The 12,743-nt window shown below is 62.0% G+C and carries 10 protein-coding genes; all 10 read left to right on the top strand.

Annotation, left to right across the window (positions count from 1 at the left end; all coding sequences use genetic code 11):
- Positions 1-23 precede the first annotated feature (23 nt).
- The 10 genes from NYE40_RS21945 to NYE40_RS21900 all read left to right on the top strand — a co-directional run bounded on the left by NYE40_RS21945 (position 24) and on the right by NYE40_RS21900 (position 12,637).
- The gene (locus NYE40_RS21945) at positions 24-2,969 is read left to right on the top strand and encodes a glycosyltransferase (protein WP_339278958.1); all 2,946 of its coding nucleotides are present in this window, start codon (positions 24-26) and stop codon (positions 2,967-2,969) included.
- A gap of 177 nt (positions 2,970-3,146) precedes the next feature.
- On the top strand, positions 3,147-3,344 hold the full coding sequence (locus tag NYE40_RS21940; protein WP_028599014.1) for a cold shock domain-containing protein: 198 nt from the start codon (positions 3,147-3,149) through the stop codon (positions 3,342-3,344).
- 248 nt (positions 3,345-3,592) lie between these two features.
- Positions 3,593-4,141, top strand: coding sequence for a ribosome-associated translation inhibitor RaiA (gene raiA / locus NYE40_RS21935; RefSeq protein ID WP_153784421.1), 549 nt, complete (start codon positions 3,593-3,595; stop codon positions 4,139-4,141).
- A 381-nt stretch (positions 4,142-4,522) separates the two neighbouring features.
- The gene (gene secA, locus NYE40_RS21930; RefSeq protein ID WP_101807643.1) at positions 4,523-7,030 is read left to right on the top strand and encodes a preprotein translocase subunit SecA; all 2,508 of its coding nucleotides are present in this window, start codon (positions 4,523-4,525) and stop codon (positions 7,028-7,030) included.
- 93 nt (positions 7,031-7,123) lie between these two features.
- A protein-coding gene (prfB, locus tag NYE40_RS21925) for a peptide chain release factor 2 (RefSeq protein WP_101807644.1) occupies positions 7,124-8,243 on the top strand; the annotation gives its coding sequence in 2 pieces (ribosomal slippage) (positions 7,124-7,195 and positions 7,197-8,243; 1,119 coding nt in all).
- 601 nt (positions 8,244-8,844) lie between these two features.
- Entirely contained in the window at positions 8,845-9,681 is an 837-nt protein-coding gene (locus tag NYE40_RS21920) for a YitT family protein (RefSeq protein WP_052333274.1), read from the top strand.
- A gap of 212 nt (positions 9,682-9,893) precedes the next feature.
- Positions 9,894-11,177 carry a glycosyltransferase family 39 protein gene (locus NYE40_RS21915; RefSeq protein WP_101807645.1) on the top strand — a complete coding sequence of 428 codons (1,284 nt, stop codon included), beginning with the start codon at positions 9,894-9,896 and terminating at the stop codon, positions 11,175-11,177.
- Positions 11,174-11,923 (top strand): glycosyltransferase family 2 protein, encoded by a 750-nt coding sequence (locus NYE40_RS21910; RefSeq protein WP_339278957.1) that lies wholly within the window; start codon positions 11,174-11,176, stop codon positions 11,921-11,923. The genes NYE40_RS21915 and NYE40_RS21910 overlap by 4 nt, the downstream gene beginning before the upstream one ends.
- Entirely contained in the window at positions 11,913-12,293 is a 381-nt protein-coding gene (locus tag NYE40_RS21905) for a DUF2304 domain-containing protein (RefSeq protein WP_153784418.1), read from the top strand. The genes NYE40_RS21910 and NYE40_RS21905 overlap by 11 nt, the downstream gene beginning before the upstream one ends.
- The gene (locus NYE40_RS21900) at positions 12,293-12,637 is read left to right on the top strand and encodes an EamA family transporter (RefSeq protein WP_101807648.1); all 345 of its coding nucleotides are present in this window, start codon (positions 12,293-12,295) and stop codon (positions 12,635-12,637) included. Before NYE40_RS21905 ends, NYE40_RS21900 begins: the two co-directional genes overlap by 1 nt.
- Positions 12,638-12,743 lie beyond the last annotated feature (106 nt).

The following is a 12,743-nucleotide window of genomic DNA, read 5'->3' as shown; positions in this document are numbered from 1 at the left end:
TCTTTTCAGAATGGAGAAGCCGCATGAACGTAGACATCTTATTGGGAAAGGCTCTCGGACGAGGCGGCCTGGAAACGGTCGTAGCAAGTCTGGCGAGCGAGCTCGGCCGGGCAGGACATCAGACCCGGCTCTTGTTGATGGAGCCCCCGGAGCATGAGGATTGGCTGCATTCCTTCTCATCGGTATTTTATTATGGGAGCCCGGATCGGAGCGGAGCAGAGGGAAGCGTTTCGGGCGACAAGGTTTTTGCGTATGCCGGCAATTATGCGAAGCGGATGAATGAAACAGAAGCTCCAGACCTCATCCTGGCCGCTCATGTCCCGCTCATGTCTTTTTTAGCCCGCTTGGCCGTCGAGCAGATCCGCCAAAAGCGTCCTCCTGTCTTCTCCTGGCTACACGGTCCCCCGCGTGTCCTTGGAGGAGGGTATGCATACAGCTTGCTCGAGCATGCCGACGCTCACCTGGCTATTTCAACCGCGATCGGCAAAGAGCTGGAAGAGCAAGGACTTCAGAATGTCTACTACTTGGGCAACCCTCTTCCTTCGCAGGAAATCGGGATGATAGCGCGTCCCTCTCCGAGCTCGGGGCTCAAGCTCGTCTATGCAGGAAGGCTCGAACCGGAAAAGCGGATCGACTTGATGTTCCATGCTCTTCAAAGAGTGGATACGCCATGGAGCCTCGAGCTGATCGGCGACGGATCGCTTCGGAGGGAATTGAAGGCCTTGTCGGTCCGCCTCGGCATGCAGGATCGGATCGTTTGGACGGGATGGAGAGAGGATCCTTGGAAAGAGCTGCAAGAGGCGTCGCTGCTTCTCTTGACATCGGCGTACGAAGGCTTCGGCATGGTGGCGCTTGAAGCGCTGGCACGGGGAATACCGGCCCTCTCCAGCGCCTGCGGAGGACCGGAAGACTTGATTCGATCCGGCGAGAATGGCTGGCTCTTTGACACGGGCAGCCTGTTCGAGCTCAGCAGTCTGCTTCGAAGGATCGGCAACGGCCAGCTTCCGTTGCCTTCGCCGCAAGCTTGCCGGGAGTCCGTCCGCTTTTTCGAGCCGGCCCGCATCATGAGGCGCTTGACGGAAGCGGCCGAGAAGAATCGGATACTTGCGGCAGAGAAGCGGGCGGAGGCAGCTTCGTCGAGCAAGCCGGACAAGGGGAAAGCGCCTGTCATCTGGTACTCCGATGCCTTTTTCCGACCCGCCTCCAGCCATCCGGCCATGCAGGCGGCCGAATGCCTGGCTGCCGACGGCCACCCGGTCGTCTGGGTCAACGGAGCGGAGCGCCAGCTTAGCTTTGTGTTCGACGGACCCGACATGGAGCAGGCTATAAGCCGGTATGTGGACCAAAAGCTAGCCGAAAACCAACCTGTCCTGACGTTGAATAGAATCACGCGGTTTGAGACGCGGGACAAAAGAGACGAGCAAGCGGAAAGGACGTTCATGGAAGCGCTCGTGTCTCGATATGCTCCCTTGGAACCGATTGTCGTCGCGTCTGCTTTGTATTCCGATTGGGCGCAGATAAAAGAAGGGGGAGGCAGATTCAAGCTCTACGCAGACGGATTTTCCTTAAGTGAACATTCGTCGCAGGGACAGAACCTGCTTCCGTCGCTCGACGATCTGCGGCATGCGGACGGCGTCGTATGCCGCACCAGGCGGCAATATCTGAGAAGCATGAGGCTGAACGCCAGAGCCCTTTACCTTCCGCAGCAAGAACGGCTGACGTTGCCTGCGGAGAAGCAGCCGTCCCTTCAGCCGTCTAGCGGCGGCCGTCCGGTCATCGGCTATTGCGGGCCATTGTCCGACGAGACGGATATTCCGCTGATCCTGAAACTGGCGCGCAGCCGCCCGAACTGGACGTTTCTGCTCGGGGGGGCGATTACAGTGGACGCCGCGGTCCTGGAGCAGCAAAGCAATATTCGGCTCCAGCGTTCGGCTTTGCCGTCATTCCTTTCCCGGCTTGATGCCGCAATCCTGCCGCTGAAACCGAATCAATGCCGCACAGCGGATTGGAACGTAGAGATCGGAATGCCCTATCTTGATGCCGGCTTGCCGCTCGTCTCGATCTATCTCCCGTCGCTCGCAGGCCATCCGGGATGCCGGTTTGCTTCCGGGCCTGAGGAATTCATCTTCCAGCTGGAGGAGTCGCTCAAGATGGGCCGCCGATTGCTGCCTGATGAATCGGCAGAGAAAGGAGCCTCTGCCGTGCAGCATCTGCTGGATTTGATTCTAGCGGCGCCACAGCACGACCATACCCAGCGGGAGCAGCGGATGGCCTGGATCCGAAAAATTCAAGCCGAGCCGCATCCGCAAGCCCGGTTGCTTGAAGCTTATGTCCTTGGCTTCACGGGGGAAGAGAGGAGCTCGCTAGCGCTTGCCCGTCAATTCAATGAGGACGTTTGGCAATCGGATCCGGAGCTGCTGCTCGAGCTGGCCAGCGAGCTAGGCGATCTGCGGCTGGCCAAGGAAGCGATTGGCCGGATCAAGGGGGTAAAATTGGCCTTGGATGCCCAAGCCCGATCCCATCAGAGCCAGCGGATGCTCGACTTGTTCCTTTGCCGCATGGCAAGGCGCAAGCTTGATTACGTTTCGGCTGCGGACGGGTATGCGGGGGCCGAAGGACTCGAGGAATTCGCCGCCTTCTACTTCGAGCTGGGGGAGAAGGGACAGGCTTGGGAGTACTATAAGCTCGCTTTCGAGCAGTTCGGATTCATGGCCACGAACGAGGCCTATGAAAACGCTCTTGTCCTGGCAGCGAAAAAAAATCAAGGCTTGTTTGAACGGCAGCTGCGAGAAAGCTACCAGGAACATATTCTGGAACAATTAAACAAATTAAGCACCAAAGACGAAGTGAAAGAGGCCCTTCGGTTCGGCGAAGAGATCGTCTCCGTCATGCAGGGCCGTTGGCGCGAGGCCTATCTCGATTTGATGAAAGCGATTCGGGCAAGAACATCCTTCTGCTCCTGGCGCTAGACAAGGAAGGACGGCATTCGACAAACTCCGGCAAAAAAAGAAAAAAGGCTGTGCAAAGCCCGATGAATCCGCTTCCATGTCATATTGACAACTGTTTGATCCCGGTGCTATAGTCAAAATGTGGGCCATGCACCTGTCGGCGTCTCACAGCATTTGAAGATGAAGGGAATGTTCTGAATGCAAGGTAAAGTGAAATGGTTCAACGCAGAAAAAGGTTATGGCTTCATTGAGACGGAGCAAGGCGGCGACGTATTCGTCCACTTCTCCGCGATCCAATCCGAAGGCTTCAAAACGCTGGAAGAAGGCCAATCCGTCGAGTTCGACATCGTAGAAGGCGCTCGCGGTCCACAAGCAGCCAACGTCGTCAAACTGTAATCATCCGGCCTATCGGCCATCGATAGATGATTCGAATGACAAAGACATGTTCGGGGTCCTGCGAGGGGCCTCTTTTTTTGCGCGCTCCTTGAGTTTAGCGGTGACATTCCGCACTCCAGGCCCGATCCGTCAAAGCGAAAGCCGCGATGCATCTATAAGTTTCTGAAAATTCGAAATACACAAATTAGTCTTTTGATTCGGAAACGCTCCTCGTGGTATACTAAGACCATGTAAAGGAGGAGTGCTTCATGAAATACAACATTCGAGGTCAAAACGTTCCTGTGACGGATGCCATGAGGGATTACGTCGAGAAGAAGTTGAACCGCCTGGATAAGTATTTTGATGCCCCCCCTGCCGCTGACTCCAGCGTGACGATGTCCGTCCATAAAGGACGCCATGGCATCGAGGTGACGATCCCGCTCCCGGGCGTGATTTTGCGGGCCGAGGAGAAGAGCCCCGACATGTACGCCTCGGTCGATGCTGTCGTCGACAAGCTGGAACGTCAGATTCGGAAGCATAAGACCAAGGTCAATCGTAAATTCCGCCAGGCCGAGAGCATCAAGACGCTGTTCCGCGAGGACGACATCGCCTCTGTCGCCGTTCAGGAGCCGGAAGAGGACCTTGAAGTGGTACGGATGAAGCGCTTCAAGCTGAAGCCGATGGATGTGGAGGAAGCGATCCTCCAGATGGACATGGTCGGCCATAGCTTCTATGTCTTCCATAACATCGAGACCAAGGAGGTCAACGTCGTCTACCGCCGCAACGACGGCCGCTACGGCCTGATCGAGCAGGAGTAGCCGATGCAGGCTCGGCCCGGCCGGCGGTGCCGGCGCAGGATCAGGCGATCCGATAGAGCCAGCGCTGCCGGGCGATCATCGGGCAGCAGCCGTTTTGGAGCAAGACGCCAGCGCTTCTGCGCACTGCTTTTCGCTCCAGACGGCGCGCGCTCTGCCCCTGTGAGGTCGACGCCCTCTCCCTTTCCCGGGAGAGGGCTTTTTAATAGGTAAGGAAAGCGGCGGAATGGCGCGGCGGCCGCGCTGCCCGCCGCCCCCGCTCGTCGGGGCGGCCCTTTCTTCGCGGGCAACGTATATAATGCTGGAAAAGCCCCCGGTCTGATTGCGGGAGCATCGGACAACTGTTAAAATTAAGGCAAAGTGGTCTCACGAAAGGGGAAAACCATGCTCGGACTGGTGAAGAAGATATTCGGCGATGCGAATGAGCGGGAAGTCAAGCGGCTCATGCGCAACGTCGAAGTCATAAATGAAATGGAGCCGCAGTTCGTCGCTCTCACGGATGAGCAGCTGTCGGCCAAGACGCAGGAGTTCCGCGACCGTCTCGAGAAGGGCGAAGAGCTGGACGACCTGCTGCCGGAGGCGTACGCGACGGTGCGCGAGGCAGGCAAGCGCGTGCTGGGCATGCGCCATTTCGACGTGCAGCTGATCGGAGGCATGGCGCTGCATGAGGGCAAGATCGCCGAGATGAAGACGGGCGAGGGCAAGACGCTTGTCGGCACGCTTCCGGTCTATCTGAACGCCCTGCTCGGCAAAGGCGTGCACGTGGTTACGGTCAACGACTACCTGGCCCAGCGCGACAGCAGCATCATGCGTCCTCTTTATGAATTCCTCGGCATGACGGTCGGCTGCAACCTGAACTCGCTCTCCCACGAGCAAAAGCAGGAAGCCTACGCCTGCGACATTACGTACGGCACCAACAACGAGTTCGGCTTCGACTACCTGCGCGACAACATGGTCCTCTACAAAGAGCAGATGGTGCAGAAGCCGCTCCATTTCGCCATCATCGACGAAGTGGACTCCATCCTGATCGACGAGGCCCGTACGCCGCTCATCATCTCCGGCCAGGCCGCCAAGTCGACCGAGCTGTACCACGCGGCGGACAAGTTCGTCTCCCGCCTCAAGCTCGAGGAGGACTACACGGTCGACATCAAGCTGCGCAGCGTGACGATGACCGAGTCGGGCGTGGAGAAGGCGGAGCGCGCATTCGGCATCGAGAACCTGTTCGATCACGCCAACGTCACGCTTAACCACCATATCCAGCAGGCGCTCAAGGCCCGCGCGATCATGAAGCGCGACGTCGACTATGTCGTCCAGGACGACGAGGTGCTGATCGTCGACGAGTTCACCGGCCGCATCATGTCGGGACGCCGCTATAGCGACGGCCTGCACCAGGCCATCGAGGCAAAGGAAAACCTGAAGGTGCAGAACGAGAGCATGACGCTCGCGACGATCACCTTCCAGAACTACTTCCGCATGTACCGCAAGCTCGCCGGCATGACCGGTACGGCCAAGACGGAGGAAGAAGAGTTCAAGAAGATCTACGGCCTCGAGGTGCTGCAGGTGCCGACGAACCGGACGATGATCCGCCAGGATACGCAGGACGTCGTCTACAAGACCGAGAACGGCAAGTTCAAGGCCGTCGTCGAAGAGATCGTCGAGCGCCACAAGAAGAACCAGCCGGTGCTCGTCGGCACCGTGTCGATCGAGAACTCCGAGAAGCTCTCCGAGCTGCTCAAGAAGCGCGGCATCCAGCACAAGGTGCTGAACGCCAAGTACCATGCCGAGGAAGCCGAGATCATCTCGCGCGCCGGACAGGCCGGCTCCGTGACGATCGCCACCAACATGGCGGGCCGCGGCACCGACATCCTGCTCGGCGAAGGCGTGCATGATGTCGGCGGACTGCATATCATCGGCACCGAGCGCCACGAGAGCCGCCGCATCGACAACCAGCTGCGCGGCCGTGCCGGCCGTCAGGGCGACCCGGGCTCGTCCCAGTTCTACCTGTCGCTCGAGGACGAGCTGATGCGCCGCTTCGGCGCGGAGAACATCATGGGCATGATGGAGAAGCTCGGCTTCGAGGAAGACCAGCCGATCGAGAGCCGCCTCATCACCAAGGCGATCGAGTCCGCGCAGAAGCGCGTCGAGGGCAACAACTTCGACACGCGCAAAGTCGTCCTGCAATACGACGACGTCATGAACCAACAGCGCGAAATCATCTACAAGCAGCGCCGCGAGGTGCTGTTCAGCGAGAACATCCGCTCTATCGTCATGGAGATGATCCAGCCGGTCATCCAGCGCATCGTCGACGCGCATTGCCCGAAGGAGCAGGTGCCGGAGGAGTGGGATCTGCAGGCGGTCGTCGATTACGTGCACGGCAACCTGCTGCCCGAGGGCTCCGTCTCCAAGGAAGACCTGTGGGGCAAGGAGCCGGAAGAGATGGCCGAGTTCCTGTTCGACAAAGTCACGGCTCTGTATGACGAGCGCGAGGCGGCGATGGGCGAGGAGACGATGCGCGAGTTCGAGAAGGTCGTCGTGCTGCGCGCCGTCGACAGCAAGTGGATGGACCACATCGACGCGATGGACCAGCTTCGCCAAGGCATCCACCTGCGCGCCTACGGCGGCACGGATCCGCTTCGCGAGTACCAGTTCGAGGGCTTCGAGATGTTCCGCGAGATGATCGAGACGATCCAGGAGGAAGTCTCGCGCTACATCATGAAGGCTCAGGTCGAGCAGAACCTCGAGCGGCAAGAGGTCGCCAAAGGCCAGGTCGAAGTCGGCGGCAGCAGCGAAGGGCGCGAGGCGCGTCCGGCCAAGCGCGAGGAGCGCGTCGGCCGCAACGATCCTTGCCCTTGCGGCAGCGGCAAGAAGTACAAGCTTTGCCACGGCAAATAAGCATTCCATAGCATGAAGGGCCGGGAGAGAGGCGCTCGCCTGCTTGACCGGCTTGCTTCATGAATTCATGAAAATTTGAGGTGAAGCATTGTCATGATCGACGTAACGGTAAAGCAAGACCTGCGCGAGGCGGCAAAGCGGCTCCAAGATCTCAGGGGGTCTCTTTGACTTAGATCTCAAGCAGGAGATCATAGCCAATTTCGAAGAGAAGATGACGGCGCCGGATTTCTGGGACGACAACGAGAAGGCCCAAAAGGTCATCGCGGAGCTGAATGCCGTGAAGTCCGTCGTCGAGCAGTATGAAAAGCTGAGCACGCAGCGCGAGGATCTCGACACCTTGCTGGAGCTCGCCGCCGAGGAGGACGACGGTTCCCTCGACAGCGAGCTGACGGAAGGGGTCGCCGACCTGATGGGCAAGATCGGCGATTTTGAGCTGACGCTGCTGCTCAACCAGCCCTACGACAAGCTGGACGCGATCCTGGAGCTGCATCCGGGCGCCGGCGGCACGGAGTCGCAGGACTGGGGCCAGATGCTGTACCGGATGTACACGCGCTGGGCGGAGAAGCACGGCTACAAGGTCGAGGTGCTCGACTATCTGCCGGGCGACGAGGCCGGCATCAAGAGCGTCACGATCAGCATCAAGGGACATAACGCCTACGGCTACCTCAAGGCGGAGAAAGGCGTGCATCGCCTCGTGCGGATCTCGCCGTTCGACGCTTCCGGCCGCCGGCACACGTCGTTCGTCTCCTGCGACATCATGCCGGAGATCGACGACGACATCGAGATCGAGATCCGTCCGGAGGACCTCAAGGTCGACACGTACCGCTCCAGCGGCGCGGGCGGCCAGCACGTCAACAAGACGGAGTCGGCGATCCGGATCACGCATATGCCGACCGGCATCGTCGTCGCTTGCCAGACGGAGCGCTCGCAGATCCAGAACCGCGACCGCGCGATGAAGATGCTCCGTTCCAAGCTGTACGAGCGCAAGATCGAGGAGCAGCAGAAGCATCTGGCCGAGATCCGCGGCGAGCAGTCCGACATCGCCTGGGGCAGCCAGATCCGCTCCTACGTGTTCCACCCGTACAGCATGGTCAAGGACCATCGCACGTCGGTGGAGACAGGCAACGTCGGCGCGGTCATGGACGGCGACCTGGACGCGTTCATCAACGGCTACCTGCGCCATCAGATCAAGCAAAAGCCCGAAGAGGCGTAAGCCCGGTTCGGCACGCTCGAATAAAAGAAGAAAAGAGTTCCGACACTTGATTCAAGTGGGGAACTCTTTTTCGCGCGGAAGGAAAAGGTGGTGCGCGGTACCGCGGCAGAGCGGCGGGCGCCTGGACCAAAGGAAGGGGAACATAGCAGTGGATGAGCAGAAACGCGGCGGAGAACCGGCCAGCGGCAGCAACAATCCGGACGATCAGCGTCCGGAGCATCAAGAGGGATCCCGGCCGCAGAGCCGTACGGGGGCGACGTCGGTCGTGGCGGAGCCGATTGAGGACGAGCGGCTTCCGCCGTTCGGAGCGGAAGCGGAAGCGGAAGGGAGAACGGCTGCTAGCGGCGTGGCGGAAGGCGGAGGGAGAACGGCTGCTAGCGGCGTGGCGGAAGGCGGAGGGAGAACGGCCGCTAGCGGCGTGGCGGAAGGCGGAGGGAGAACGGCCGCTAGCGGCGTGGCGGAAGGCGGAGGAAGAACGGCTGCAAGCGGCGTCGCGAAATACGGAGCGAGAGCGGCTGCAAACGGCGTCGCGAACCGCACCGGTCCGGAAGCCGCTGCCATCCGTCCGCGGACGCGCAAGCCGCGCAAGGCGAAAAAGCCGCTGCTCGACCAGAGGGTATCGAACCTGCTGTCGCTGCTTGCGGGAGCGCTCGTCATCGCGGCGAGCTTCAACTGCTTCCTGCTGCCGAACGGCATCGCTTCGGGCGGCATCAGCGGCATATCGGTGCTGCTGCAGCATCTGTACGGCTTCACGCCGGCGTATGTCCAATGGGCGCTCAACATCCCGCTGTTCCTGGCCGGCATGGCGCTGCTCGGACGCCGGTTCGCGCTGCAGACGATCGTCGGCTCCGCGGTGCTGCCGCTGTTCGTCCTGCTGACCGCCCATTGGGGTGCGCCGACAGAAAATCCGCTGCTCGCTTCGATCTACGGCGGCATCGGCGTCGGCCTTGGCCTTGGCCTCGTCTTCCGCGGCCGCGGCTCGACGGGCGGCACCGACCTGGCGGCGCAGATCCTGCACCGCTACACGGGCTTGCCGCTCGGACTGTCCGTCGCCTGCATGGACGGCCTCGTCATCGCGGCGGCCGGCGTCTTCCTTTCGCCGGAAAAGGCGCTCTACGCGCTCATCGGCCTGTTCGTGACGAGCAAGACGATCGACATCGTGCAGACGGGCCTCGCCCTGTCCAAGGTGGCGTTCATCATCAGCGCGCGCTCGGAGGAGCTGGCGGATGCGGTGCTGCATGACCTGGACCGAGGGCTGACGCGCCTTGACGCCCATGGCGGCTTCACCGGCGACGCCCGCACCGTGCTGATGGTCGTCGTCAGCCAGAACGAGGTGCCGGAGCTCAAGCGGCTCGTGCAGCAGGTCGATCCGAACGCCTTCGTCATCATCAGCCATACGGCCGAGGTCATCGGCCAAGGCTTCAAGCTGGAGGGCTGACGCTTTCCAGGCCCAGCGCCGTCCGATCGTGGAAGGGCTCCTGCCGGAGCCCCTATCCGATCCGGACGGCTTTTTGCGTTCCGCCTTTTGTCCTCCGGGTTTTAAGAAAGACATAAGAACTTTCAACCCGATTCCTTAAGCAGCTCGAGCGACAATGAGGGAAAGCCGCAGCGCCGGAGCGCTGCGGAGAGCGGAAAGGAGCGCAAGGGCGAATGAAGAGGTCTTCAAGCGGAATTCAGGGGGAAGCAGGGACAAGGAAGGCGCTGCATGCGCTGCTGCTGGCGCTGGCGATCGGACTTGGCGCATGGCTGCGGGTGGACTTTCTCGTATCGGTCAGCCACCACGTCACGCATGATACGAAGAACTACGACATCATGGTCCGGCAGCTGCTGGAGCAGGGCGTCTACGGGTATAAAAGCATCGAGCCGAACGCGCAGGTGACGCCGGGCTACCCGCTGTTCATGGCGGCGATGTACGAGCTGGCCGGCTACGAGACGCGGGATCCGTATCCGCTCATCCGCTTCGTGCAGGCAGGCATCGCTACGGCGATGCTGGGGCTCGTCTATGCGCTTGGCCGGCTCGTCGCCGGACGCTGGACCGCGCTCGCGGCGGCGCTCATGGCGGCGGTTTATCCGCCGTTCGTCTGGGCGTCCGGAGGCGTGCTGACGGAAACGCTGGCCGCCTTTCTGCTGATGGCCTACGTCTGCCTGCAGCTGCTGGCGCTGCGCCGGGGCGGCCGCTGGCTGCATCTGCTGGCCGGAGCCGTGCTCGGCCTGACCGTGCTGACGCGGGCCGAGTTCCTGCCGCTGATCGCGCTCGCCTATGCGGCGCAGTGGCTATGGACGCGCGATTGGCGCGCGACGGCGCGGCAGCTTGCCCTCGGCGCCTGCGGCCTGGCGATTATGCTGTCTCCGTGGGTCGTCCGCAACGCGGTCACGCTCGGCGAGCTGATCGTGACGTCGACGCAGCAGAATCCTTTCGCCGCGGGAACGTATCCGGACAAGAACTATGCCGACGGCCTCGTGGACCGAGCCGGCAAGTCGCAGCTCGAGGTCGCGCGGGAACGGCTGCGCGTCGGCTTCTCGGAGCATACGGGCGAGTTCGTCCGCTGGTACACGATCGGCAAGCTGGACTACACCTACAGCCGGATGTTCTACGGAGCCGGCCATGAGCCTCATTATCCGGTTCTGCCGGTGCCTTGGGAGCTGCGCAACGCCTATCACCGGCTGATCGTCGGAGCGGGCGTGGCCGCGCTTGTCGCCATGCTCCGCCGCTGGCGGCATCCGGCGCTGCTGCCGGCGGCGATCGTGCTCGCCATGTCGGCGCTGCGGCTGCTGTTCGTGCCGGAGTACCGCTACAATTTCACCGTCATGCCGCTGTTCATCGTGCTCGACGCGGCCGCGGCCGGACTTGCATGGAGCTGGTGGAAAGGACGGAGAGCGGCGCGCGAGCCGCGCCCGGACCGGTCCAAGCTGAAGGAGGTGCAGGAAGGATGAGCCTAGCCCAGCCATTGCATCGGCGGGACGTGCTGGCGATCGTGCCGGCCTACAACGAGGCGGCGTCGATCCGCAGCACGATCCGGAGCATCCGCGAGCATGCGCCGTTCGCCGACATCGTCGTCGTGAACGACGGCTCGACGGACCCTACCGCGCGCCTGGCCCGCTCCTGCGGCGTGCCGGTGCTCGACTTGAGCTGCAATCTCGGCATCGGCGGCGCGGTGCAGGCCGGATACCGCTTCGCGGTCGAGCAAGGGTACGGCTGCGCGGTGCAGATCGATGCGGACGGCCAGCATGATCCGCGCGAGCTCGGCCGGATGCTGGAGGCGATGCAGCGGCATGAGGCGGACATGGTCGTCGGCTCGCGCTTTTTGGAAAAGCAGGGCTTCCAGTCGTCGTTCGCCCGCAAGCGGGGCATCAAGCTGCTGGCCGCGCTCGTCTCGGCGCTCACCGGCCGGCGCGTGACCGATCCGACATCGGGCTACCGGCTGTGCAGCCGCAAGGCCGCCGAGCTGTTCGCCGCCGACTATCCGACGGACTACCCCGAGGTGGAAGCGATCATCCAGCTCGACAACCACCGCGGCCGCTTCATCGAGCTGCCGGTCGTCATGCGCGAGCGGCAGGGCGGCGTATCGAGCATCTCGCCCGGCAAGGCCGGGTATTACATGGCCAAGGTCGTGCTGGCCGTGCTGATCGCTAAGACGAAAAAGAAGCATAAGGAGTGGAGCTTCGGCTATGAAAGCTGAATTTTATGGCGTGAGCCTCGCGCTCAGCCTGGCGTTTTTCTTCTGGATCCTGCATCTGGTCCGCAGCCGGCGGCTGCGGGAGCAGTACGCGCTGCTCTGGCTGCTGCTTGCGGCCGGCATGACGGCGCTGTCGCTCGCGCCGGAGGTGCTGGATCGCCTCGCCCTGCTGCTCGGCGTCGCCTATGCGCCGTCTCTGCTCTCCTTCATCGGCCTGCTGAGCGTGCTGGCGCTGCTGCTGCGGCAGACGCTCGCCGTCTCGGAGCTGTCGCTCAAGCTCGTGCGGCTGACCCAGTCGGAGGCGCTGCAGCAGGAGCGGCTGAGGCGTCTGGAGCAGCGGGTGGAGGCGATGCCGCAGGAGGCGCGCTCCTGATGGCCTACGCGCTGCTGCTCGGCAACATCTTATGCCTCGTCGCCGGCCAGATGGCATGGAAGCTCGGCCTTGATCGCCTCGGAGGCCTCGGCTTCGGCAATTGGCTGCAGGCGCTGCTCTCGCCGCTCATCCTGGCCGGAATCGGCCTTTACGGCATCGCCACGGTGCTTTGGCTGGCCGTGCTGTCGCGGCTGCCGCTGAGCGCGGCCTATCCGCTGCAAAGCCTGGCCTACGTGCTGGGCCTCGTGCTCGCGTGGCAGCTGTTCGGCGAGGCGATTCCCTTGAACCGCTGGATCGGCTGCGCGGTCATCGTGGCGGGCGCGCTCATCGTCAGCTGGAAGTGAACCGACGCAACGCAAGGACGAAGCGGAGCCCGGCGCTCGGGCTTCGTCTTTTTGCCGTTGTCCGCTTCGGCACGATTCCTTTCTGCTGCCGCTCGGCATGGAAGGG

This window comes from Paenibacillus sp. FSL W8-1187, from assembly GCF_037965485.1.
Classification (GTDB): domain Bacteria; phylum Bacillota; class Bacilli; order Paenibacillales; family Paenibacillaceae; genus Paenibacillus_O; species Paenibacillus_O pasadenensis.
The sequence above is the reverse complement of the archived record's forward strand: the minus strand, read 5'-3'. Positions and strand labels throughout refer to the sequence as shown.